Here is a 21,322-nt window from a genome sequence, read left to right on the forward strand (position 1 = left end):
AATCACACGACATGCCGCGGCTCGCCGCCCGCAAACGCGGCGACGTTGTCGACGAGCTGATCGGCGAGCGCCTGCATCGCCTCGTCGCTCGCCCACGCCACGTGCGGCGTCAGGATGAACGCCGGATGCGACAGGATCGCGTGGAACGGATGCACGGCCGGCAGCGGCTCCTGCGTGACCACATCGAACCCTGCGCCCGCGATCTGCCCCGACTGCAATGCATCGACGAGCGCGCTTTCGTCCACGAGGCCGCCGCGTGCGGTATTGATCAGCAGCGGCCGGCGCGCCATCCGCGCGAACGCGGCCGCATCGATCAGGTGCCGCGTCGCGGGCGTGAGCGGGCAGTGCAGCGTGATCACGTCGCTGTCGCTCAGCAGCGTGTCGAGCGGCGCGTAGCCGTCGCCGGCAGCATCGCCGTGCGCCGCGAACAGCACGCGCATGTCGAGCGCACGCGCGATACCGGCCACCGCGCGCCCGAGCACGCCGTCGCCGACGATCCCGAGCGTCGAGCCGGCCAGGTCGCGGATCGGATGATCGAAGAAGCAGAACTGCCCGCTGTCGAGCCAACGCCCGGCGCGCACCGCGTCGCGGTAAGCCACGAGGCTGCGGCGCAGCGCGAAGATCAGCGCGAACGTATGCTCGGGCACCGTACGGACCGCATACCCGCGTATGTTGCTCACGACGATCCCGCGTGACGCGCACGCGTCGAGATCGACGATGTCGGTACCGGTCGCGGCGATCGCGATCATTCGCACGCGCCGCGCACCGGCGAGTGTCGCCGCGTCGAGCCGCACCTTGTTGGTCACGACGATGTCCGCGTCGGCAATGCGCGGCGCGATTTCGTGCGCGCTCGTCTGGTCGAACGCATGCAACACGTGCGGAAACGGGAACGGCTTCAGCACGGTTTGCGGCGACAGCGTCGCGCGGTCGAGAAACACGATCTTCGCGGGTGAGGAAACGGAAAACATGGCGGGTCTCGCTGACGGTGACGGGGTGACAGGCGCCCGGCGGGCGCGGAACGGGATCGATTCTGCCGGCGGCGCGCGCGGCGTCGTTTGACCGTTGTGCGAGCGTGCTTTCCTGCACGGAAAGGCCGGCGCACCGCGCATGAGGTCGGACCCGGCCATCGCCCCGGCGAGCGCCTTTCCGTTTCGGAAAGGCTGGTTGAGCATCGATCGATTTTCGCGGTGCGCGAACGCCGTCATGATCGCCGTCATCGACAACACGATTTCATCGGAGACAGTCATGACACGCCCCCTGGACGGCATCCGCGTGCTGGAACTCGGCCAACTGATCGCCGGGCCGTTCGCGGGCCGGATGCTCGCCGAATTCGGCGCGGACGTGATCAAGATCGAGCCGCCCGGCCTCGGCGACCCGCTGCGCAAATGGCGGCTGCTGCACGACGGCACGTCGGTCTGGTGGGCCGCGCAGTCGCGCAACAAGACCTCGCTCACGCTCGATCTGCGCACGCCCGAAGGGCAGGACGTCGTGCGCAGGCTCGTCGCCGAGACTGACGTGCTGATCGAGAACTTCCGGCCCGGCACGCTCGAAGGCTGGGGGCTCGGCTGGGACGCGCTGTCCGCGATCAATCCGGGGCTCGTGATGCTGCGCGTGTCGGGCTTCGGGCAAACGGGCCCGTACCGCGACCGCCCCGGCTTCGGCGTGATCGCCGAAGCGATGGGCGGCCTGCGGCACCTGACCGGCGAGCCCGGCCGCACGCCGGTGCGCGTCGGCATCTCGCTCGGCGATTCGCTGTCGGCGCTGCATGGCGTGATCGGCGTGCTGCTCGCGCTGCGGCATCGCGAACAGCAGGGCGGCAACGGGCAGGTCGTCGACGTCGCGCTGTACGAATCGGTGTTCAACATGATGGAAAGCCTGCTGCCCGAATACTCGGCGTTCGGCGCGGTGCGCGAGGCGGCCGGCAGCAGCCTGCCCGGCATCGCGCCGACCAACGCATACCGCTGCCGCGACGGCCGGTACGCGCTGATCGCCGGCAACGGCGACAGCATCTTCCGTCGGCTGATGGAGCTGATCGGGCGGCCCGATCTCGGCAACGATCCCGCGCTCGCGCACAACGACGGCCGCGTCGTGCAGGTCGAACGCATCGACGCGGCGATCGGCGCGTGGAGCGCACGCCACGACCTCGACGACGTGCTGGCCGCGCTGAACGACGCGCGCATCCCGTCCGGGCGCATCTACGACGTCGCGGACATCGCGGCCGATCCGCATTACCGCGCGCGCGACATGATCGTCGACGCCGCGCTGCCCGACGGCACGCCCGTGCAGGTGCCGGGCATCGTGCCGAAACTCGGCGCGACGCCCGGGCGCATCGAACGCGCGGCGCCCGCGCTCGGCGCGGATACCGATGCGGTACTCGAATCGATCGGCATCGATGCCGCGACGCGCGGCGACTGGCGCACGCGCGGCGTGATCTGAACCGTCAACGGGAGACAAGAGGCGACATCATGAGCACTCGACACAAACGGCTCTACATCCACGAAGTCGCGACGCGCGACGGTTTCCAGAACGAAGCGGCATTCGTCGATACCGACGACAAGATCGCGCTCGTCGATGCATTGAGCGCATGCGGCTACGCGAAGATCGAAGTCACGTCGTTCACGTCGCCGAAGGCGATCCCCGCATTGCGCGACGCGGAGGCCGTGATGCACGGCATCGCGCGCGCGCCGGGCGTCGTCTATACGGTGCTCGTGCCGAACGTGCGCGGCGCCGAGCGCGCGCTGTCGTGCGGCGTCGACGAAGTGAACCTCGTGATGTCGATCAGCGAGAGCCACAACCGCGCGAACCTGCGGATGACGCGCGAGCAGTCGTTCGCGCAGCTGCGCGACGTGATCGACGCGGTGCGCGGCTCGGGTGTCGCGATCAACGTGTCGCTGTCGACCGCGATGGGCTGCCCGATGGAAGGCGACGTGCCGGCCGAAGTCGTGCTCGCATGGATGCAGCGCTTCGCGGATCTCGGCACGCACGGCTTCACGCTGTGCGACACGACGGGCATGGCGTTTCCGTCGCAGGTGCGCGATTTGTCCGGGCGCGCACGCGAGCGCTTCGGCGCGCTGCAGCTCACGCTGCATTTCCACAACACGCGCGGGATGGCGCTCGCGAATACGCTCGCGGCGCTCGACGCGGGCATCGACCGCTTCGACGCGTCGCTCGGCGGGCTCGGCGGCTGCCCGTACGCGCCGGGCGCGACCGGCAACGCGTGCACCGAGGAACTCGTGCACATGCTCGAACTGGACGGCTACGATACGGGCATCGACCTCGCGGCCGTCCTCGCTGCGTCGGCACGGCTGCCCGCGTTGATCGGGCATGACGTGCCGAGCCAGATCCTGAAGGCCGGGCGCCGCTCGGATCTTCATCCGCCACCGCACGCCGACGCCGGCGACATGCCTGCGCAGCGCGCATTCTCATGAACAGGAAAACAGGAGCGAATCCCATGGCGCTGATCGATCACCTCGACCATCTCGTGCTGACCTGCGTCGATCCCGACCGGACGAAGCATTTCTACACCGAGGTGCTGCAGATGCAGCTCGAAACCTTCGGTGCCGGCCGGCTCGCGTTCCGCTTCGGCAACCAGAAGATCAACCTGCACGTGCGCGGCGCGGAGTTCGAACCGAAAGCGCATGTGCCGGTGCCCGGCGCGCTCGACCTGTGCTTCATCGCGGCGGTGCCGCTCGACGACGTGATCGCGCACCTGAAGCGCGTCGAATGGCCGATCGTCGAAGGGCCGGTCGAACGCACGGGTGCGACGCAGAAGATTCGTTCGGTCTACGTGCGCGACCCCGACCTGAACCTGATCGAGATCTCCGAGTTGATCTGACCGGCGGCGGCCGGCCTGTCGCGCCGCTTCGGCGCATCGATCAGTCCGGTCGCGAAAGCACCGGCACGATGCGCGCGGCGTCGCAGTCTTTCGCCGAAAGCGGACAGGCCCGCGCCGCACCCGCCGATTCCGGATAGCCGCACCCGGCCGCGCTGCGGATAATGGTAAGAACGCGTCGGTCCGGCCGACGCCTTCGCAGCGGGCATGACGAACCTGCCCCGCACCTCCGCAACCTGCCCCGGACACTCCCCGAATGACGATCCTCTATCGCGGCATGGACCGCGCGGCGCTCGACGCCGCCTACCTGAACACGAAGGCTGTTCCCGATTTCCCGGCATTGCTCGCGTCGTGCCAGGCGCGTAGCGCGGCGCTGTACGACGCGACACCCGGCCGCCGCGACCTGCGTTACGGCGCGCAACCGGCGCAGCGCTTCGACTGGCTGCCGTGCGGGCAGCCCGACGCACCGCTGTTCGTGTTCATTCATGGCGGCTACTGGCAACACTGCACGAAAGAGGATTTCGCGTACGCGGCGAGCGGCCCGCTCGCGCGCGGCTTCGATGTCGTGCTCGCCGAATACACGCTCGCGCCGGTCGCGACGATGACCGACATCGTCGGCGAGATCGGCGCGCTGCTCGATCATCTTGCGAACGATCCCGACGGCCTCGGCACCGCGCGGCGGCCGATCCACCTGAGCGGCCATTCGGCGGGCGGCCACCTGACTGCCGTGCATCGCGCGCATCCGGCCGTCGTTTCAGCGCTCGCGATCAGCCCGCTCGTCGATCTCGAACCGATCTCGCTGTGCTGCCTGAACGACAAGCTGCAGCTCACCGCACAAGAGGTCGACGCGTACAGCCCGCTGCGTCACATCGGGCCCGGCGCGCCGACGGTCGTCGCGGTCGGCGACGCCGAACTGCCCGAACTCATCCGGCAAGCGCATGAATACGCGTCGGCCTGCGAAGCGGCCGGCGAACGGATCGCGCGCACCTGGTTGCCCGGCATGCAGCACTTCGCGGTGCTCGACGATCTCGCGAAGCCGGACGGTGCAATGCTCGCCGCGTTGCAGGCGATCGCGCCGCGCTAGCCGAGCGATATCGCGCGCGCACGGCCGGGCGTATGATCGGCGTCAGGCCGCCGCGACGATGGCGCGTGCCGTACGGCCTTCCCAGGATCCACGACATGGTGAACCCGCTTCATTTCGATCTGCAGTCGCTGCGCGTGTTCGCGCTCGTCGCCGAACACGGCAGCCTGACGAAGGCGGCCGAACACGGCCAGCTCACGCTGTCCGCGGTCAGCAAGCGCATCGCCGAACTCGAAAGCGTGACCGGCAGCGCACTGTTCGTCCGGCATGCGCGCGGCGTCGAGCTGACACCCGCGGGCCGCGCACTGCTCGACCATGCGGCGAAGGTGATCGAGCAGGTCAACCGGATGGCGCACGAGATGAGCGACTACGTCGCCGGCGTGCGCGGCCATATCCACGTGTGGACCAATACATCCGCGATCGTCCAGTTCCTGCCCGCCGATCTCGCCGCGTTCCTCACCGACAACCCGGGCATCAAGGTGAGTCTCGAGGAGCGGCTGAGCCACGAGATCGTCGATGCGCTCGGGTCCGGCAAGGCCGATCTCGGCGTGTTCGCCGACAACGTGCCGGCGCCCGGCATCGAACGGCGGCTGTACCGGCGCGACGAGCTCGTGCTGCTCGTGCCGCGCGCGCATCGCTTCGCCGCACGCGACAGCATCCGCTTCGCGGATACGCTCGACGAGGATTACGTCGGCCTGAGCGACGGCAGTTCGCTGCTCGCGCGCATGACCGATGCCGCGTTCGCGGCCGAGCGCTCGCTGAAAGTGCGGATCCAGGTATCGAATTTCGACGGCGTGAGCCGGATGATCGAGGCCGGGCTCGGCATCGGCGTGCTGCCGCGCGATGCGGTGACCGGCGAGCGCGCCGCGCGGCTCGGTGTCGTGAAGCTCGACGACGCGTGGGCGACGCGCACGCTGTGGGTCGGCGTGAAGGCCGGCACCGTGCTGACCACCGACATCGCGAAGCTGTTCGATTTCATGTCGGCGCGCTGACTGCGTCGAAACGGCGACGCACGGGGCACGCGTGCGTGCGCCCCGTGGCGGTCGCCGCATCACACCACTCGATTACACCGGATTGATTTCGTCCTGGCTGCGCCGCGTGGTCAGCGGCCCGAGCACGCGCAGCGTGATGGCGACGATGCCGAGCGCGACCGAGATCACGCCGAACATCGCGCCCGCGCCGTAGCTGCCGAGCACCGGCAGCAACACGAACGGCAGCGCGCCGCTGACGATGCGCGACAGCGAGTATGTGCTGCCGATTGCCGTCGAGCGCACGCGTGCCGGGAAAATCTCGGCCTGATACACGTGATACGCGTTGCTGAACACGTTCGACGCGCAGGTCGTCAGCAATCCGAAGCCGACGATCAGCGCGGTATTGCCCGAGTACGCGAAGCACAGCCCGAATACGGCGATCGACAGGATCGACGCGATCACGAGCGTGCGGCGTTCGATCCAGTTGAGCAGCGGGATCGACAGCAGCGAGCCGATCGGATAACCGACGAACGACAGCGCGATGAACAGCGTGCTGTCCGTCACGTCGAAGCCGCGGCTTTTCACGACCGTGCCGGCCAGCGTGCCGAAGCCGTAGTAGCCGAAACCCTGGAACAGGTGAAAGATCGCGAGCATCAGGTAGCGCGCGCCGTAGGGCTCGCGACGCAGCAGCGCGATGCGCTCGCCGAGCCCGAGCGGCCGTTGCGGCTCGGCCGATTCCGCGAAGTGCTCGGGCACGCGCACGCCGGTGCCTTCCGCAAAGCGCCGCAGCGCCGCGTGCGCGTCGGCGGTGCGGCCTTGCGCGAGCAGCCAGCGCGGGCTCTCCGGCAGACGGTGCTGGACGAGCAGCACGTACACGGCGCCGAGGCTGCCGATCGCGAGGATGATGCGCCAGCCGGCGACGCCGGCCACATGCAGCGGGTTCAGCCACAGCGCGAGGAAGCCGACGAGCGGCACCGCGACATAGGAAGTCGTATAGGCCCACGCGGCGAGCCGCCCGCGCTTTTCCTTCGGCAGGATTTCGGACAGGAAGCTGTCGGCGACCGGATAGATCGCGCCGACGCCGATGCCGGTCAGGAAGCGGCACGCGACGAGCATGTCGGCATTCACCGAGAACGCGCCGACCAGCGAGAACGCGCTGTACCACACGAGCGTCAGCAGGAACGCCTTGCGCCGGCCGATGCGGTCGGCGAGGCTGCCGAGGCACATCGCGCCGACGAACATCCCGATGAATGCCGATGCCAGCAGCAGCTTGAAATCGGTGCTCTGCCGGCTCAACCCGTATTCGTTCTGCAACGCCGAGCCGATCGTGCTGACGAGGAAGATCTCGTACATGTCGAAGAACAGTCCGATGCCGATCACCCACACGACGAACCGGTGCAATGCACCGACCGGCAGGTCGTCCATGAAATCGCCGAGCGTGACGCGGCGCGCGGGGAGGGCCGCCGCATCGGCGCCGACGCCGGCGGAAGCGGCCGGCGGCCGTGCGGACGCGGGGCCGCCCGCGTTGCCGCCCAGATCGAGGGATTGGCTGTTCATCGTGTCTCCTGATTATCGATATGCCGTGGCGCGCGGCCCGGCCGTTCGCGGCCGGCATGATGCGTCCGGCCGCACGATAGGGCGGCACGCACCGCAACGCCCATGAAAGGGCCGGCTGCGCGGGCTGCACCGATCGTCCGACACATGGTGGGCGAATCGGCGGCACGCGATAATTGCGGATGTTTCAAGCGTCCTTTCCCGCTCAGAAAGGGTACGAACGCGCGGCGGGCGGCATTCGAGGGAAAGGCCGGTGCGGCCTGCGCGGCGCGCGGTTGCGCACCGGATCAGGTTCGCTCCGCTGCAACCGGGCGGGCCGGGAAAACCATGAGACGCATTGCGCGGTTGCTAACGGACGATTCCGGCCGCTGCGGCGGTTCAAGGCGGAGACGCCGCAAAAACGCGTATGACGCCACTTCGTCAAGAACATCCGATAGCGCCATCCTGACGCATCTTCGCCATGGGCTCTGTAAAGGCGAGTACAGTTCGGAGAAATTTTTCCCTGTCCGGTCCCGGCTGGAGATTGGCATAATGGGAGGCTCCGGCGAGCTCGATAAATTGAGCTGACGCCGCATTGATCAGATGTGCCAATAATGTTTGGGCATCGGCAGATCGCGACCAAAAATCATTTCCTGATCGCAGAATCAAGACATGAGAGCGAATAAATGAAGCGTCGAAAATCTGTCGGCCGTTAACCATCAACAAGGTATCGGCAAATGGTCCGGTGGGATACCTAAAGCTCGCGGGTGTACGCGTATCTGCAGTTGGATCCCCTTCCATGGCCAGTGCAACATAGCGCGTGAGAAAAGCTGGATCGATCCCATCGTTGCGCCAGCGGCCGGCGAGTGCATCGGCGGTCGACAACTGGTATGCGCCGTAGTGCTTGCGATTCAGCTCCGCCGGATGCTGTGGATCGCCAAATTCCGCCTGCAGGCTCCATCCACCCGGCGGACCGCCGTATGCACCGTTGTAATAAACCAGGTACGTGATGCTGTCGGGATAAAGGGATGCATAGTGTCCAAGCCATTGAGACCCGGTCGCCCAGCCCATCGCTGCCAGGCGCGTCTCGCCCGGATTTCGGCGTTTGATGTCCTTTACCACAGCGGCAATATCGCGCACCGCTTCGTTGGACCGGACTGCAGGCGGGGCGGCGAACTGTCCGCCTTTCAATTCCGCAGGAAAATCTGATCTCCCGAACCCGCGTACATCCATCAGATACAGGTGATGTCCCGCTTTTGCGAGTTCCTCCGCCGTTGACGAGCTGGGCGCATTGACGTCCCAACTCGCTAATACACCCGGCCGGCCGCCGTTGACCAGGAGCATCGGGCCGCGATCCGAACATGCCCGAGTATCACGAATTTCTCGTACGAAAATGTGCAGGCCATCTTCGCCCGGAATCGTGTAGTCCCGACGAATGATCTCCGCATACGTCTGGTGTGACGACAGGGCAGACAGACTGAGCAGCGTAGCGAGGGCAATTTGACAGTGGCGCACGGATGTTTCCAGGTAAAGGGAGTCAGCTCCATTGTCTGGCCAGATTAGTAACGCATCCATGCTGCTGGTGAGGTTTTTTGATATCGTGGTGATATGGAACTTCGTCATCTGCGCCACTTTCTTGCTGTCGCGGCAGAGTTGCACATGGGGCGTGCCGCCCAGAGCCTCGGAATGGCACAACCACCGCTCAGCCAATCGATCGCGCGCCTCGAAAAGGAGCTCGGAGTTCCGCTCTTCGTCCGGGCTCATCGGCGTTTGAGCCTGACCGCGGCCGGTATGGCTTTTCGTGAGGAAGCCCAAGCGTCGGTCCATCATGCAGAATGCGCAGCCGCCTTTGCGCGATCGGCATCGCTCGGAGAAGCTGGGGTGATCCGGATCGGCTTCGATTCGGCCGCGCTCTATCAGCACTTACCGCAGCGATTGCTGGCCTTGAAGGCACAATATCCAGCGATCCACCCTGATCTGAAGGAACTCTCGACTAATGATCAGCTCGAGGCTTTGGCAGGCGGGGCTATTGATATCGGATTCGCCCATCCGCCATTCAGCACCAGGAACGCCCTGGTAGTTCACGATTTCCCCGCTGAAATCAGCATGGCCGTTCTGTTCGACGACGGCGCGACCGGCGATATCACGTTAACGGAAATTGCCGAACAGGGGTTGATTCTCTTTCCCGCTCGACAGGGCCCCGTACTTCACGCTCAGATTCTGGAAGTATTTGCCACGGCGGGACTCGAAGTCAGAATCGCTGCCGAAGCCAACCGTGCTTTAACCATGTTGTCGCTCGTCTCGGCGAAACTCGGCGCGACAATTCTGCCGGCTTCGACAAAGCGACTTCAGTTCACTGGTGTGCGGTTTGCGCATATTTGCGATGCAGCGATGCCGAAATGGCCGCTGTCCATGGTGACGAGACGCGACCAGACTTCTCGTCTGGTCAGAAAAGTATGGCAACTGTTCGTGGAAGCACAAGGTAAATAGGATTGGACCATCGGCGAATGGCAGAACGATCCCTTAACGTACGTAAAAATCCGCTTCTTGAGCGCACCCCTGACCGACATGAATCACCCGACCGATAACCGGACGCTGTTGCGCACGCTCGGCATTCGCACACCGATCGTCCAGGCGCCGATGGCCGGCGTCAGCACGCCGGCGCTGGCCGCCGCCGTGTCGAACGCGGGCGGGCTCGGCTCGCTCGGCGTCGGCGCGACGAACGCCGACGGCGCGCGCAAGATGATCCGCGACACGCGCGCGCTCACCGACCGGCCGTTCAACATCAACGTGTTCTGCCATCGTCCGGCCCGCGCCGACGCAGCCGTCGAACGCGCGTGGCTCGACTGGCTCGCGCCGGTGTTCCGCGCATACGGTGCAACGCCGCCCGCATCGCTATCGGAGATCTATACGAGCTTCGTCGCGGACGACGCAATGCAGGCGATGCTCGCCGAAGAAAAGCCGGCCGTCGTCAGCTTCCATTTCGGGCTGCCGTCCACGGACGCGATCGCCGCGCTGAAGCGCGCGGACATCACGCTGTTCGCGACCGCGACGAATCTCGACGAAGCGCGGCAGATCGCCGCCGCCGGTATCGACGCGATCGTCGCGCAGGGCGTCGAAGCCGGCGGGCATCGCGGCGTGTTCGACTCGAGCGCCCACGACGACCGCCTCGGCACGTTCGCGCTGACGCGCCTGATCGTGCGCGAATGCGCGCTGCCCGTGATCGCCGCCGGCGGCATCATGGACGGCGAAGGCATCGCCGCCGCGCTGGCGCTCGGCGCGCAGGCCGCGCAGCTCGGCACCGCGTTCGTCGCCTGCCCGGAGACGTCGATCGACGACGGTTATCGCCGCGCGATCCTCGGCGACGCGGCGCGCCGCACGACGTTTACGTCCGCGATCTCGGGCCGGCTCGCGCGCGGTATCGCGAACCGGCTGACCGCGCTCGGCGACGACCCGCACGCGCCGGCTACGCCCGCGTATCCGATCGCGTACGACGCGGGCAAGGCGCTGCATGCGGCCGCGAAGGCGCAGGGCGAATTCGGCTACGGCGTGCAGTGGGCCGGGCAGGCGGCGCCGCTCGTCCGCTCGCTGCCTGCCGCCGAGCTGTTCGCGACGCTCGAACGCGAAACGCGGGCCGCGATCGAGCGCCTGCAGCACGCGCTGGACTGATCGCGCTCGGCCGGCAAGCCGCCCGCACGTGCCGGCGATCCGTGCTTCAGATCGCCGCGCCGAACGTGTTCAGGCTGCCATCGATTTGCAATGCTCTGTATCTGCATGGACCGCGGATACAGAGCGATACAAAGCAGGTTCGGGCGTCCGCTATAAAGCAGGCATGACTTTTTAGAGAGCACATCATGTCTGCAACCTGGTTCAAAGGGTCCTGCCATTGCGGGGCCGTCAAATTCGAAGTGAAAGCGGCCATTGCGCCGGCGGTTCGCTGCAACTGCAGCCTGTGCCGTCGCCGCGGCGCGCTGATGAGCCCGATGTTTCCCGCTGACCACCTGAAGATCGTCGAAGGCGAGGGCGCACTGACGTGCTACAGCTTCAACACGCACACGGCCCGCCACTATTTCTGCAGCCGTTGCGGCATCTATCCGTTCCATCAGACACGCATGGACCCCGCATGCTGGCGCGTCAATCTCGGCTGCCTCGACGGCGTCGATCCGTATGCGCTCGACGCAACCGTCGCAAACGGCGCGAGCCTGTCGGTCGTGGAGGACGCATGAAACGCTGGCTGATGATCTTGCTGTTTGCCGCAGGCGGGCTCGCGACCGAAATCGCGCATCCGGTGCAATGCTCGCTGCTGTCGGAAAGCCGGTTGCAATCCGGCAAGCGCCGCAGGCAGGACTGACGGCGGCGATCCGGCCGCGTTGCACCATCCCGTCGCTTCATCGACACCGATTTATCATGCTTCCGATAAGATCGCACGCGATATATAATGCGTCTATCTGCGGCCGTTCGCGTCGCTGGAGGAAGTTCATGAAACCGACCGAAGCACCATCGCCCGCCGCGCCGAAGCTGTCCGAGTTCCTGTGTTTTGCGATCTACTCGGCGAACCTCGCGTTCGGCAAGGCGTATAAGCCGATCCTCGACGAGCTCGGCCTCACCTATACGCAATACATCACGATCATTGCGCTGTGGGAGCAGGACAACCAGACGGTCGGCCAGCTCGGCGAGAAGCTGTTCCTCGAATCCAATACGTTGACGCCGATCCTGAAGAAGCTCGAGGCGATGGGTTACCTGGAGCGGCACCGCGATCCGTCGGACGAACGCCAGGTGCTCGTCAGCCTGACGAAGAGCGGCCGGCGCGTGCGCGAGAAGGGGCTCGACATGAACCTGGTCGAAGCCACCGGATTGAAGCCGGACGAATTCGCGAAGGTGCAGAAGGCGATCGTCACGCTGCGCGGCAACCTGATCCGGTCGACCGAAGACTAAACACACTGGCAACGAGCGGTCGACGCGCGTATCGCGTCGGCCGCTTCGTCATGCGTGTTCGTCGCCCAGCACCAGCAGGTTCATTTCGCGACGGACGACAAAACCAAGCGCGAGATAGCGTTCGATCGCGACCTCGTTTGACGTGAGGACGTGCAGGAACGGTGTTTCCGCGCGCGCACCGATCGCCGCAATCAACGATCGGATCAACCGTGCCGCAAGCCCTTGCCGCCGAAACGCGGCATCCACGCAGACGGCGCTGATCTCGGTATACCCGTCGACCTGCATCCGCTCGCCGGCCATCGCCGCCAGCCGGCCTTCGCTGCGTATGCCGATATAGTCGCCAAGCTCGATCGTGCGCGGGCCGAACGGGCCGGGCTGCGCGGCCGTGGTCAGCGCGAGCATGTCCGGCACATCGGCTTCGGCGAGCGCGACATGCTCCGATGCATGCGCCGGATCGGGTGTCCGTTGCCAGATCATTTGAAGCAACGTCGCGCGCCGGAGCACCGACAATCCCGTCGGCGGCGGGATCTCGTCCGGCGTGACCAGCGCCGCCGGCCCGTGCGCGGCGATCAGTTCGCGCAACGCGTCGAACGATGCCGGGCTCGCGTCGGCGATCGCGGCGAACGGCGCAATGGCCGCGGGAAACCGCAGCGCGCGGTCGCTGCCGAGCGCAAAGCGGCGCTGTTTTCCCGTGAGCGCGTTCCAGACGACATGGTCGAGCGGGTGTGCATCGTCTGTCGCGTTTCCGGTCGTGGCTTCCGGCATCGGCTGCTCCTCGATTGAAGATTTCGTGCCGCACAGAATAGACCGGATCGGCCGGGCAGGTAGCCCCGCAACGACGTGGGTCGCGTCATTGGCCTGACGCGCGTGCGCTGGCCTTCTTCGTTCTCGACGAATCCATAACCGGAAGACGTCGATGCAAATCAGGGCGCCCCAAATAGAAAAGCGCACGCGATTACATCGCATGCGCTTTATGTGGCGGACGTGGACGGCCGATTCCGTCGTGCAATGCTCAATGACCGAAATAGATCGAGCGCTCGGCCGTGCGAACCGCGCTGCGGCTGCCGGATTGCGTCGCGCCATCCGCGTCGTTGCCGTAACCGGACGCCATCGTATCGGCTGCGGCTACGCCGTTATCGCGAATCCGGCTCAGCGCCGCCTGGAGATTGTCCGGGTAGTTCGGATCGTTGGGGCGGTTCGGCAGGTAGCCGGCCTGCTGCAAAGCGGCCAGTTCCGCACGCACCTGCGCACGCGTCACGGTACTTTCGCTGGCATTCGCCGGCGCGACGACGGCGGCCGACACGGCAACGAGGAGGGCGGCAATCAGTTGGGTTTTCATCATTCACCTCGACAAGAAAAAAGGAATTCAGCGGTTGCGCGCCGCACGCCGGCAACCGGCGCCGTTCGCGGTTTCGTTCAATGACCGAAGTAGATCGAGCGCTCGGCGATGCGCGTCGCGGGCCGGCTGCCCGACTGCGTGGCGGCGACGGCTTCGCGGCCGTAACCGGATGCCGATGCATCGGCCGTCACGGCGTCGTTTGCGTGAACGCGTGTCAGTGCGGCCTGCAGGTCGTCCGGATAGTGCGGATCGTTCGCGCGTCCCGGCCGATAGCCGGCTTGTTCGAGCTGCACGAGTTCGGCACGCACCTGCGCGCGGGACACGACGGCTTCATCGGCAAACGCCGGGGCGGCAACGGCGGCCGAAACGGCCACGAGAACGGCAGCGATCAGTTGGGTTTTCATCATTCACCTCGGAACAGGAATAAAAAGAATTCAGGGGTCACGTACTGGCGCACGACGCTCAATGACCGAAATACACCGAGCGTTCGGCCACGCTGACCGCATGCCGGCGGCCCGATTGCGCCGCGGCATCGCCGTTGCTGCCGTAGCCGGATGCCCGCTCGTTGGCCGCGACGGCATCGGCCGCATGGATCTGCGCCAGCGCAGCCTGCAGATCGTTCGGATAGGTTGCGTCGGTGGCGCGATTCAGCGGATAACCGGCCGTTTGAAGCTGCGCGAGTTCGGCACGCACCTGCGCACGCGTCACGGCGGTTTCGTTTGCAAACGCCGGTGCGGCAACAGCGGCCGGAACGGCGACGAGAACGGCGGAGATCAATCGGGTATTCATCATTTGCCTCTATGGGAAAAGAGTCGGGAGTTCGGCAGGGCGGCGCTCGGCCGCCCGATGCCGCATTCACGCAATACGGATTTCGACGTCGATGTTGCCGCGCGTCGCCTTCGAATACGGGCAGGTCTGATGCGCGGCATCGACGATGCGCTGCGCGACCTCGCGGTCGAGCCCCGGCACGCTCACGTTCAGCCGGGCCTGCAGGAAGTACGCGTTGCCGGCCGTGCCGAGATCCACTTCGGCGTCGACGGCGAGATCGGCCGGCAGCGTCACCTTCGAGGCGCGCGCCGCAAGCTGCATCGCACCGATGAAGCAGGCCGACCAGCCGGCCGCGAACAGTTGTTCCGGGTTGGTGCCGGTGCCGGCGCTGCCCGGCGACGACAACTGGATGTCGAGGCGGCCGTCGGAACTGCGTGCCGAGCCGTCGCGGCCGCCCGAAGTCGTATGCGTCTTGCCCGTGTACAGCACTTTTTCGATCTTGCTCATCATTTGCTCCGTCAGTTGGCAGGTTTTTCTCAGGTGCGATTCGATCGCATGCGATGGAGTTTCGTCGAGGCGACCACCCATGTCAAGCGCATTCGATTAAATCGCACGCGATATTTTGTATTTCAATGTATCCGGAACGTGTCGGGCTTTGCGGGACAAGGCTTTCGGCCGATCGAGCCCCGATATGCAAGCTAACGGGGCGGGCGACGAACGTCGGGCAGGGCGGGCGGAAACGCCCTTGGAAATGGATTGCGGCCCCGCGAGACGGCCGATACGTCACGCCGGCTCGATCTCGGCGATCACGACGAGGATGACGGCCGCGTCGGCCGGCAACTGGCGCTGGGAGAACGCCGAGCGCGCGTGTCCCGCCTTGCCGCCCAGCGCGGCGGCGAACAGGTCGGACGCGCCGTCGATCACGGCCGGCTGCCCGTAAAAACCGTCGGCCGAGCTCACATGCCCCTCGACGCGCACGATCTTGCGCAGGCGGTCGAACCCGCGCAAATGCCTGCGGATCTGCGCGAGCACGTTCAGCGCCGCAAGCCGCGCGGCATCGCGGCCTTCGTCGACGCTCAACTGCTCGCCGACGCGGCCGGTATAGGCGATCATGCCGTCGACGAGCGGCAGCTGTCCCGATACGAACAGCAGGTTGCCGGCTTCGCTTGCTGCCGTATAGCTGCCGAGCGGGTTCGGCGGTTCGGGTAACGCGAGGCCGAGTTCGGCCAGCTTCTGTTCGACGGTCATGTCTTGCTCCTTGCGGGAAAATGGATCGGGCGATCGGTGTTGCCTGTCGGTCACTCTAGTCATGCGGCCGAAGCCGGTAAATGTCAGCGGCGCAATTGATTCGGGACACGATGTAACGAATCGCGCCACGCGCGCTCGCTGGTTTCCCGCGCGATCTTCATGCACACTCGTTGCTTCATCGCGCGCCCCACACCGGAGACGGCAGGAACCGCACCATGCAACGCAAATTCGACGACTTGCTGCTGGGCAGCATCGAGCTGTTCTGTCTCGCCGCCGAACTCGGCAGCTTCACGCTGGCGGCAACCGCGGCGAGCGTCACGCCGGCCGCGGTCAGCCGGTCGGTGGCGCGGCTCGAGGAGCGTCTCGGCGTGCGGCTGTTCGTGCGCACGACACGACAGATCCGCCTGACCGATTCCGGCCGGCGCTATTTCGAGCAATGCCGCGATGCGCTGTCGCAGCTCGTCGACGCGGAACGCGAAGCGACCGGCCAGCAAGCAACGCCGGCCGGCGTGCTCCGGATCAGCATGCCGACGCCGTACGGGCACTACCGCGTGCTGCCGCTGCTGCCCGCGTTTCGCGAGCGCTATCCGGACGTACGGGTCGAAACCCACCTGAGCAACCGCAACATCGACTTCGCCGAAGAGGGCTTCGATCTCGCGATCCGCGGCCGCGCGCCGGCCGATTCGAACCTGGTCGCGCGCAAGCTGGAGGATGCCGAACTCGTGATCGTCGCGACGCCCGGCTATCTGAAGCGCGCGGGCACGCCGACCGCCATCGACGATCTGCATGCGCACGAATGCATCCAGTTCGAGCTGCCGAGCAGCGGGCGGCCGATTCCCTGGCTGTTCGACGACGGATCGGACGAGATCGATATCGCGACGACCGGCAGCTACAGTACGTCGGGCGACGTCCTCGCCGGCGTGACGCTCGCGCGCAGCGGTGCGGGCCTGTTCCAGACCTACCGCTTCATCGTCGAACAGGATCTGCGCGCCGGTACGCTCGTGGAGGTGCTGCCCGGCCTTGGCGGCCGGTCGCGGCCGTTCATGCTGCTGTACCCGCATGCGCGCTTTCTGTCGTCGCGCGTGCGTGTGTTCGTCGACTTTCTCGTCGAGCATCTGGGGCGCGCGCCCGCCGGGCAGGCGCGCGGTACACGCACCAAACGAGCCGCCGCATCGCGCTAGGCACGCCGGCTCGTTCTTTCGATGCCGATGCTCAGTGCCCGGCGCTCTGGCCGCCGTCGACGTGCAGGATCTCGCCGGTGACGAATGGCGCCGAGTCGAGATACAGGATCGCGTCGACGATGTCGCTCATCTCGCCCATGCGGCCGACCGGGTGCAGCGACGCGAGCGTCGCATGCGTTTCGGGCGCATGCATCGGCGACTTGATGATGCCCGGCGACACCGCATTGACGCGGATGCCGGCCTTTGCGTACTCGATCGCGAGCGATTTCGTCGCCGCATTCAATCCGCCTTTCGTCAACGACGCGAGCACCGACGGCACGTTGCTGTTCGCGTGATCGACCAGGCTCGTCGTGATGCTGACCACGTGCCCGATGCCGTGCTGCTGCATCGCAGCGATCGCGCGCTGCGTGACGTGGAAGAAACCGTTCAGGTTGACGCCCGTGACCTGCGCGTAGTCGTCCGCGGTGTACTGCGTGAACGGCTTCGCGATGAACACGCCGGCGTTGTTGACGAGCGTGTCGACGCGGCCGAAGCGTTCGATCGCGGCATCGACCACCCGGCGCGCGACGGCCGGATCGCCGATGTCTCCCGCGACGGTGACGAGATCGGGATCGTTCGACGGCCCGATCGAACGGGAAGTCGCGACGACGCGATGGCCGCGTGCGCGGAACGCGTTGACCGTTTCCGCGCCGATGCCTTGCGATGCGCCGGTGACGATGATGACTCTGGATGTGCTCATGACATGCCTCGACAGGTGAATGGTGTTCGGCTGCAGTGCCGACCGGATCGATGAATCCGATGGGCGAACTGTAGGCGCGCCGATCGCGATTTCGAACACCCACCGTGGAGCAACAGTCTTGCGTCGCGGGAACAAATGCGGGGAGGGCCGGTTTTCTCGGGTCAGAGCGGCCGATCGACATGCAGATGCAGGCGACGCAAAGCGGCGCCCGACGTCGCGCGCAAGCGCGTCGATGCGTTGCACACGAGTTTTGAAGCGTGGCGCGATCTCACCTGGGGACCGACTTTCCCGCGGCTTGACGAGCCGATTTGTCTGTCGCGGCACACGCAGTTGGATAAGTCGATGCACGCATCCGGATAACTTTTCTTATCACAACAGCACCATTGCGAATAAAAACTCACTGTTTCAGAAACGTGCCTGACGTCACCGTCCAGACCGTCCCGATGCGACGCTCCATCGATTCGACGGCGGGGAAGCGGTCGTCAAGGCGCGGCTGCCCCCGCCGGCGACGGTCTTGAAACGAATGCACGCATTCAACCCGGTGCGCGCATCCGCGCCTGCAACACCGTCAACACTTCGGCCGTCGCACGCGCGACACCCTGCGCGGTCGTATCGACGAACGCATGCGCGCATTCGCGATACAGCGGGTCGCGCATGCGGTACAGCGCAGCGAGCGTTTGCCGCAGCTCGGCCACCCGCAGCAGCGGCCGCCGCGCGTCGTCGCGCGTACGGCGCCACAGCGTGTCCGGCTCCGCATGCAGATAGATCACGCAGCCGCGCTCGCTCAATCGCGCGCGGGTGCGCGGATCCAGCACCGCGCCCCCGCCGGTCGCCACGATGACGTTCGGGCGCTGTGTCAGCTCGTCGACGATATGCGTTTCGAGCAGCCGGAAGCCGCCTTCGCCGACCATGTCGAACAGCACGGCGACCGAACGGCCGGTACGCCGCTCGATCTCGTCGTCGCTGTCGGCGAACGTCCAGCCGAGCGATGCGGCGAGCGCGCGGCCGAGCGTCGATTTGCCCGCGCCCATCATGCCGACCAGAAAGGCGCGCGCGGGCAGCGCGCGCACCTCGGCCGCCGCGACGACGGCGCTCATAGCCGCCGGGCGAGCGGCCAGCCGGCCCGCGTCGCCAGGCAGATCCGCCGCGCGCGCACCGCGTTCGACAGCGTGTCGAGCGCCGCGCCGGTCGACACGTCGTCGGCGTCGAGCAGCGCGCCGAGCACCTGCCCGTCCGGATCGCCGGTCGCGATGTGCTCGGCCGCATCCGCCGCGATGCTCCGCGGCGTACGCTCGGGCGTCCCGTCGCGCTTGGGCCGCCGCGCTCCGTTGCGCAGGTCGAGCCAGCGCACGACGAGGCCGCAGAACAGCGTGCCGCTCGGCACGGCTGCGTCGGCGCGCGGCTCCGCCATGTCGCCGGGTGCCGCGCACCGCGTGATCCAGCTCGCGAACTCGAGCAGCGACGCATCGTGCGCGAGCGTCGCCGCGTCGAGCGCGACGGTCACGCCGGCGTCCCGCAACCGGCCGAGCAGCGGCCGCACGCCGTCGTGCGCGCCACCGCACGGCTGCAGCAACACTTCCAGCTCGTCCTCGTGGCGGCTTGCGAGCGCACGGTGCCGGTCGAGCGCGGCCAGTTCGAGCAATGCATGCGCGGCATGCCGGACGATGACGATCGCGCGATCGTCGCGCCGCTCGACGATCGCGCCGATCCGGCGCCGCGCGCGCGCCACCGCGCAGCTCACGTGTCGCTCCCGACATGGCGCACGCGCATCACAGCGAACCCTGGAATTCGAGCACGCGCGTCTTGAATTCGTCGGGCACGGCCAGCGTCGTGTTGTTCGCGTAATCGAACATCACGTGCGTCGACATGCCGCGCGCGACGATCGTCTGGTCGTCGCGCTCCATCAGGTGCTCGAGATCGAAGCTCTTGCTGCCGAAGCGCACGATGCTCGACCGGATCGTCAGGTTGTCGCCGAACTGCGCCGGTGCGAGGTACTCGCACTGCGTCTTCACCATGATGTGCGGCAGCTTCTCGCTCCGCGGCAAGCCGAGGAGGTCGAACATGTAGCAGAGGTACGAATGCTGCAGGTAGTCGTAATAGACGGGACTGCTCACATGCCCCATCGAATCCGTATCGCGATACTTGACGTGAATCGGTGTTTCGTAATGACGCTTCGACATGGTGACTCTCCGGGATAACTTGGTTGATTTATATATTCGAACCTGACTGGCCTGTCAGGCACCAGAAAATTAATCGAATGCCTATCTGGCCGCCACTATCAGAACGAATAGCAATCTGCCGCCAAAGGCCGTGAAATCCGGCTCTCCGATTCCGCCAAAGCGCTCCCTTATTTCCATGTAAAACCGAATGTCCGACCCGACCCGCATTGCGAAAACAGCCGCGACTCATGTCGGAAAATATCGAATAACGCCCTTATTTCCTTCATTCATAAGGTTATGAATTAGAAACTGATAACTATGTTAGTTGCGCCACGAAAGAACCATTCAATAAAGTCGCGTTGTAGTAAAAAATCCCCCGAATTATCGACAGGAGGGCAGTCCCCATGCATGCAAACGCCTGGACGACCGACCGTGACGCCGTGCTGCGCTTGCCGACCCCCGCGGATCTGGCAGGCACGCTGCAGCCGGCGTTGCGCGCGGCGCGCACCGTCCATACGACCCGCCGCGCGATCGCCGACGTGCTGAACGGTGCGGACGACCGTCTCGTGGTCATCGCCGGCCCGTGCTCGGTGCACGACCCGGCCGCCGCGCGCGACTATGCGGCGCGGCTCGCGCTGCAACGCGCGCGGTTTGCGGACGAGCTGGAAATCGTGATGCGCGTGTACTTCGAGAAGCCGCGCACGACGGTCGGCTGGAAAGGGCTCATCAACGATCCGCTGCTGGACGGCAGCGAGCGGATCGACGCCGGGCTGCATGCCGCCCGCGCGCTGCTGTGCGACATCAACGGCGCGGAGATGCCGGCGGCGACCGAATTCCTCGATCCGCTGTCGCCGCGCTACCTGGCCGATCTGGTCGCATGGGGCGCGATCGGCGCGCGCACGGTGGAGTCGCAGGTGCATCGCGAGCTCGCGTCGTCGCTGCCGATCCCGATCGGCTTCAAGAACGGGACCGACGGCAACGTCCAGGTGGCCGTCGATGCGATGTGCGCGGCCGCGCGCGCGCACCGTTTCCTGTCGGTCGATGCCTGCGGCCGGCTGTGCGCGACGGCGTCGTCCGGCAATCCGCATACGCATGTCGTGCTGCGCGGCGGACGCGAACCGAATTTCGACGCGGCCGCCGTGAATGCCGCATGCGAGCGCATGGCGGCCGCGCAATTCGCGCCGCGCGTGATGATCGACGTCAGTCACGGCAACAGCCGCCGCCAGTTCCGGAACCAGTTGGGCGTCGGCGCGGACGTTGCCGCGCAGGTCGCGGCCGGCGATACGCGCATCGTCGGCGTGCTGATCGAGTCGAACCTGATCGAAGGGCGGCAGGACCTGGTGCCCGGCGTTCCGCTGCGCTACGGGCAGAGCATCACCGACGCGTGCCTGTCGTTCGCCGACACCGCCGGGCTCTTCGAAACGCTTGCGCACGCGGTCCGGGCACGGCGGCGGGGCCATGCGCCGATGCCCGGCATCGAGTTCGCGCACGAGCCGCTACTTGCGTGCTGCGCATGAGCGGCCCGGCGCGACGTCA

Annotated in this window: 25 protein-coding genes; 12 read left to right on the forward strand and 13 right to left on the reverse strand. The window is 66.3% G+C overall.

What is annotated here, in order from left to right:
- Positions 1 to 2 precede the first annotated feature (2 nt).
- The gene (locus ACM6JT_RS26245; RefSeq protein WP_414857598.1) at positions 3 to 968 is read right to left on the reverse strand and encodes a D-2-hydroxyacid dehydrogenase; all 966 of its coding nucleotides are present in this window, start codon (positions 966 to 968) and stop codon (positions 3 to 5) included.
- A 277-nt stretch (positions 969 to 1,245) separates the two neighbouring features.
- Here ACM6JT_RS26245 and ACM6JT_RS26250 point away from each other — a divergent pair, with 277 nt between their 5' ends.
- From ACM6JT_RS26250 to ACM6JT_RS26270, 5 genes are all read left to right on the forward strand, one after another.
- Positions 1,246 to 2,436, forward strand: a complete 1,191-nt coding sequence (locus ACM6JT_RS26250; RefSeq protein WP_243564542.1) for a CaiB/BaiF CoA transferase family protein — start codon at positions 1,246 to 1,248, stop codon at positions 2,434 to 2,436.
- A gap of 29 nt (positions 2,437 to 2,465) precedes the next feature.
- The gene (locus tag ACM6JT_RS26255) at positions 2,466 to 3,428 is read left to right on the forward strand and encodes a hydroxymethylglutaryl-CoA lyase (RefSeq protein ID WP_243564543.1); all 963 of its coding nucleotides are present in this window, start codon (positions 2,466 to 2,468) and stop codon (positions 3,426 to 3,428) included.
- 23 nt (positions 3,429 to 3,451) lie between these two features.
- Positions 3,452 to 3,835 (forward strand): VOC family protein, encoded by a 384-nt coding sequence (locus ACM6JT_RS26260; RefSeq protein WP_111017055.1) that lies wholly within the window; start codon positions 3,452 to 3,454, stop codon positions 3,833 to 3,835.
- 253 nt (positions 3,836 to 4,088) lie between these two features.
- Positions 4,089 to 4,916, forward strand: a complete 828-nt coding sequence (locus ACM6JT_RS26265) for an alpha/beta hydrolase (protein WP_034184204.1) — start codon at positions 4,089 to 4,091, stop codon at positions 4,914 to 4,916.
- A 95-nt stretch (positions 4,917 to 5,011) separates the two neighbouring features.
- Positions 5,012 to 5,905, forward strand: a complete 894-nt coding sequence (locus tag ACM6JT_RS26270) for a LysR family transcriptional regulator (protein WP_096470941.1) — start codon at positions 5,012 to 5,014, stop codon at positions 5,903 to 5,905.
- Positions 5,906 to 5,977: 72 nt separating this feature from the next.
- Here ACM6JT_RS26270 and ACM6JT_RS26275 read toward each other — a convergent pair whose 3' ends face one another.
- Together ACM6JT_RS26275 and ACM6JT_RS26280 are read right to left on the reverse strand one after the other, a co-directional pair.
- The gene (locus ACM6JT_RS26275; RefSeq protein WP_034184206.1) at positions 5,978 to 7,441 is read right to left on the reverse strand and encodes an MFS transporter; all 1,464 of its coding nucleotides are present in this window, start codon (positions 7,439 to 7,441) and stop codon (positions 5,978 to 5,980) included.
- A gap of 417 nt (positions 7,442 to 7,858) precedes the next feature.
- The gene (locus ACM6JT_RS26280) at positions 7,859 to 9,040 is read right to left on the reverse strand and encodes an alpha/beta fold hydrolase (protein ID WP_414857599.1); all 1,182 of its coding nucleotides are present in this window, start codon (positions 9,038 to 9,040) and stop codon (positions 7,859 to 7,861) included.
- Between ACM6JT_RS26280 and ACM6JT_RS26285 the strand changes: the two genes are divergently transcribed.
- The 5 genes from ACM6JT_RS26285 to ACM6JT_RS26305 all read left to right on the forward strand — a co-directional run bounded on the left by ACM6JT_RS26285 (position 9,026) and on the right by ACM6JT_RS26305 (position 12,352).
- Positions 9,026 to 9,907 (forward strand): LysR substrate-binding domain-containing protein, encoded by an 882-nt coding sequence (locus ACM6JT_RS26285; protein ID WP_131948847.1) that lies wholly within the window; start codon positions 9,026 to 9,028, stop codon positions 9,905 to 9,907. The genes ACM6JT_RS26280 and ACM6JT_RS26285 overlap by 15 nt on opposite strands.
- Before the next feature lie 78 nt (positions 9,908 to 9,985).
- Positions 9,986 to 11,086, forward strand: a complete 1,101-nt coding sequence (locus ACM6JT_RS26290) for an NAD(P)H-dependent flavin oxidoreductase (RefSeq protein WP_414857656.1) — start codon at positions 9,986 to 9,988, stop codon at positions 11,084 to 11,086.
- Positions 11,087 to 11,271: 185 nt separating this feature from the next.
- On the forward strand, positions 11,272 to 11,643 hold the full coding sequence (locus ACM6JT_RS26295) for a GFA family protein (protein ID WP_414857600.1): 372 nt from the start codon (positions 11,272 to 11,274) through the stop codon (positions 11,641 to 11,643).
- On the forward strand, positions 11,640 to 11,768 hold the full coding sequence (locus ACM6JT_RS26300; RefSeq protein ID WP_256260697.1) for a hypothetical protein: 129 nt from the start codon (positions 11,640 to 11,642) through the stop codon (positions 11,766 to 11,768). The genes ACM6JT_RS26295 and ACM6JT_RS26300 overlap by 4 nt, the downstream gene beginning before the upstream one ends.
- A 128-nt stretch (positions 11,769 to 11,896) precedes the next feature.
- Entirely contained in the window at positions 11,897 to 12,352 is a 456-nt protein-coding gene (locus tag ACM6JT_RS26305) for a MarR family winged helix-turn-helix transcriptional regulator (RefSeq protein ID WP_034184210.1), read from the forward strand.
- A gap of 48 nt (positions 12,353 to 12,400) precedes the next feature.
- Here ACM6JT_RS26305 and ACM6JT_RS26310 read toward each other — a convergent pair whose 3' ends face one another.
- The 6 genes from ACM6JT_RS26310 to ACM6JT_RS26335 all read right to left on the reverse strand — a co-directional run bounded on the left by ACM6JT_RS26310 (position 12,401) and on the right by ACM6JT_RS26335 (position 15,707).
- Positions 12,401 to 13,117 carry a GNAT family N-acetyltransferase gene (locus tag ACM6JT_RS26310; RefSeq protein ID WP_414857657.1) on the reverse strand — a complete coding sequence of 239 codons (717 nt, stop codon included), beginning with the start codon at positions 13,115 to 13,117 and terminating at the stop codon, positions 12,401 to 12,403.
- Positions 13,118 to 13,364: 247 nt separating this feature from the next.
- The gene (locus tag ACM6JT_RS26315) at positions 13,365 to 13,694 is read right to left on the reverse strand and encodes a DUF4148 domain-containing protein (protein ID WP_034184212.1); all 330 of its coding nucleotides are present in this window, start codon (positions 13,692 to 13,694) and stop codon (positions 13,365 to 13,367) included.
- Between the two features lie 74 nt (positions 13,695 to 13,768).
- A complete protein-coding gene (locus ACM6JT_RS26320; RefSeq protein ID WP_034184285.1) occupies positions 13,769 to 14,095 on the reverse strand; it encodes a DUF4148 domain-containing protein in 327 nt (108 codons plus the stop codon).
- Between the two features lie 58 nt (positions 14,096 to 14,153).
- Positions 14,154 to 14,480, reverse strand: a complete 327-nt coding sequence (locus ACM6JT_RS26325) for a DUF4148 domain-containing protein (RefSeq protein WP_414857601.1) — start codon at positions 14,478 to 14,480, stop codon at positions 14,154 to 14,156.
- A gap of 66 nt (positions 14,481 to 14,546) precedes the next feature.
- Complete coding sequence (locus tag ACM6JT_RS26330) at positions 14,547 to 14,966, reverse strand: organic hydroperoxide resistance protein (protein ID WP_034184286.1); 420 nt, start codon at positions 14,964 to 14,966, stop codon at positions 14,547 to 14,549.
- Positions 14,967 to 15,242: 276 nt separating this feature from the next.
- Entirely contained in the window at positions 15,243 to 15,707 is a 465-nt protein-coding gene (locus tag ACM6JT_RS26335; RefSeq protein WP_407970549.1) for a RidA family protein, read from the reverse strand.
- Between the two features lie 215 nt (positions 15,708 to 15,922).
- Between ACM6JT_RS26335 and ACM6JT_RS26340 the strand changes: the two genes are divergently transcribed.
- Positions 15,923 to 16,888 carry a LysR substrate-binding domain-containing protein gene (locus ACM6JT_RS26340; protein ID WP_414857602.1) on the forward strand — a complete coding sequence of 322 codons (966 nt, stop codon included), beginning with the start codon at positions 15,923 to 15,925 and terminating at the stop codon, positions 16,886 to 16,888.
- Between the two features lie 31 nt (positions 16,889 to 16,919).
- On the opposite strand, the gene ACM6JT_RS26345 is transcribed toward ACM6JT_RS26340, so the two are convergent.
- The 4 genes from ACM6JT_RS26345 to ACM6JT_RS26360 form a co-directional block, all read right to left on the reverse strand.
- Positions 16,920 to 17,627: an SDR family NAD(P)-dependent oxidoreductase gene (locus tag ACM6JT_RS26345; RefSeq protein ID WP_414857603.1), complete on the reverse strand. Its 708-nt coding sequence runs from the start codon at positions 17,625 to 17,627 to the stop codon at positions 16,920 to 16,922.
- A gap of 533 nt (positions 17,628 to 18,160) precedes the next feature.
- On the reverse strand, positions 18,161 to 18,724 hold the full coding sequence (locus ACM6JT_RS26350; protein ID WP_243564553.1) for a shikimate kinase: 564 nt from the start codon (positions 18,722 to 18,724) through the stop codon (positions 18,161 to 18,163).
- Positions 18,721 to 19,368: a hypothetical protein gene (locus tag ACM6JT_RS26355; RefSeq protein ID WP_414857604.1), complete on the reverse strand. Its 648-nt coding sequence runs from the start codon at positions 19,366 to 19,368 to the stop codon at positions 18,721 to 18,723. The genes ACM6JT_RS26350 and ACM6JT_RS26355 overlap by 4 nt, the downstream gene beginning before the upstream one ends.
- Positions 19,369 to 19,396: 28 nt before the next feature.
- Positions 19,397 to 19,807, reverse strand: a complete 411-nt coding sequence (locus ACM6JT_RS26360; protein WP_034184218.1) for an acyl-CoA thioesterase — start codon at positions 19,805 to 19,807, stop codon at positions 19,397 to 19,399.
- Between the two features lie 383 nt (positions 19,808 to 20,190).
- Between ACM6JT_RS26360 and ACM6JT_RS26365 the strand changes: the two genes are divergently transcribed.
- Positions 20,191 to 21,303, forward strand: coding sequence for a 3-deoxy-7-phosphoheptulonate synthase (locus ACM6JT_RS26365; protein WP_063835079.1), 1,113 nt, complete (start codon positions 20,191 to 20,193; stop codon positions 21,301 to 21,303).
- The last annotated feature ends 19 nt before the right edge of the window (positions 21,304 to 21,322 follow it).

This window comes from Burkholderia sp. IT-111MI5 (assembly GCF_949752865.1).
GTDB classification, from domain to species: domain Bacteria; phylum Pseudomonadota; class Gammaproteobacteria; order Burkholderiales; family Burkholderiaceae; genus Burkholderia; species Burkholderia pyrrocinia_C.

Excerpts from the sequence above, each read along its gene's own strand:
- ACM6JT_RS26260 (WP_111017055.1), top strand. The coding sequence starts at position 3,452 with ATGGCGCTGATCGATCACCTCGACCATCTCGTGCTGACCTGCGTCGAT.
- ACM6JT_RS26335 (WP_407970549.1), bottom strand. The coding sequence starts at position 15,707 with ATGACCGTCGAACAGAAGCTGGCCGAACTCGGCCTCGCGTTACCCGAA.
- ACM6JT_RS26315 (WP_034184212.1), bottom strand. The coding sequence starts at position 13,694 with ATGATGAAAACCCAACTGATTGCCGCCCTCCTCGTTGCCGTGTCGGCC.
- ACM6JT_RS26360 (WP_034184218.1), bottom strand. The coding sequence starts at position 19,807 with ATGTCGAAGCGTCATTACGAAACACCGATTCACGTCAAGTATCGCGAT.
- ACM6JT_RS26310 (WP_414857657.1), bottom strand. The coding sequence starts at position 13,117 with ATGCCGGAAGCCACGACCGGAAACGCGACAGACGATGCACACCCGCTC.
- ACM6JT_RS26350 (WP_243564553.1), bottom strand. The coding sequence starts at position 18,724 with ATGAGCGCCGTCGTCGCGGCGGCCGAGGTGCGCGCGCTGCCCGCGCGC.
- ACM6JT_RS26325 (WP_414857601.1), bottom strand. The coding sequence starts at position 14,480 with ATGAATACCCGATTGATCTCCGCCGTTCTCGTCGCCGTTCCGGCCGCT.
- ACM6JT_RS26245 (WP_414857598.1), bottom strand. The coding sequence starts at position 968 with ATGTTTTCCGTTTCCTCACCCGCGAAGATCGTGTTTCTCGACCGCGCG.
- ACM6JT_RS26305 (WP_034184210.1), top strand. The coding sequence starts at position 11,897 with ATGAAACCGACCGAAGCACCATCGCCCGCCGCGCCGAAGCTGTCCGAG.
- ACM6JT_RS26265 (WP_034184204.1), top strand. The coding sequence starts at position 4,089 with ATGACGATCCTCTATCGCGGCATGGACCGCGCGGCGCTCGACGCCGCC.
- ACM6JT_RS26270 (WP_096470941.1), top strand. The coding sequence starts at position 5,012 with ATGGTGAACCCGCTTCATTTCGATCTGCAGTCGCTGCGCGTGTTCGCG.
- ACM6JT_RS26340 (WP_414857602.1), top strand. The coding sequence starts at position 15,923 with ATGCAACGCAAATTCGACGACTTGCTGCTGGGCAGCATCGAGCTGTTC.
- ACM6JT_RS26250 (WP_243564542.1), top strand. The coding sequence starts at position 1,246 with ATGACACGCCCCCTGGACGGCATCCGCGTGCTGGAACTCGGCCAACTG.
- ACM6JT_RS26345 (WP_414857603.1), bottom strand. The coding sequence starts at position 17,627 with ATGAGCACATCCAGAGTCATCATCGTCACCGGCGCATCGCAAGGCATC.
- ACM6JT_RS26330 (WP_034184286.1), bottom strand. The coding sequence starts at position 14,966 with ATGAGCAAGATCGAAAAAGTGCTGTACACGGGCAAGACGCATACGACT.
- ACM6JT_RS26255 (WP_243564543.1), top strand. The coding sequence starts at position 2,466 with ATGAGCACTCGACACAAACGGCTCTACATCCACGAAGTCGCGACGCGC.
- ACM6JT_RS26320 (WP_034184285.1), bottom strand. The coding sequence starts at position 14,095 with ATGAAAACCCAACTGATCGCTGCCGTTCTCGTGGCCGTTTCGGCCGCC.
- ACM6JT_RS26285 (WP_131948847.1), top strand. The coding sequence starts at position 9,026 with ATGGAACTTCGTCATCTGCGCCACTTTCTTGCTGTCGCGGCAGAGTTG.
- ACM6JT_RS26295 (WP_414857600.1), top strand. The coding sequence starts at position 11,272 with ATGTCTGCAACCTGGTTCAAAGGGTCCTGCCATTGCGGGGCCGTCAAA.
- ACM6JT_RS26290 (WP_414857656.1), top strand. The coding sequence starts at position 9,986 with ATGAATCACCCGACCGATAACCGGACGCTGTTGCGCACGCTCGGCATT.
- ACM6JT_RS26275 (WP_034184206.1), bottom strand. The coding sequence starts at position 7,441 with ATGAACAGCCAATCCCTCGATCTGGGCGGCAACGCGGGCGGCCCCGCG.
- ACM6JT_RS26365 (WP_063835079.1), top strand. The coding sequence starts at position 20,191 with ATGCATGCAAACGCCTGGACGACCGACCGTGACGCCGTGCTGCGCTTG.
- ACM6JT_RS26300 (WP_256260697.1), top strand. The coding sequence starts at position 11,640 with ATGAAACGCTGGCTGATGATCTTGCTGTTTGCCGCAGGCGGGCTCGCG.
- ACM6JT_RS26280 (WP_414857599.1), bottom strand. The coding sequence starts at position 9,040 with ATGACGAAGTTCCATATCACCACGATATCAAAAAACCTCACCAGCAGC.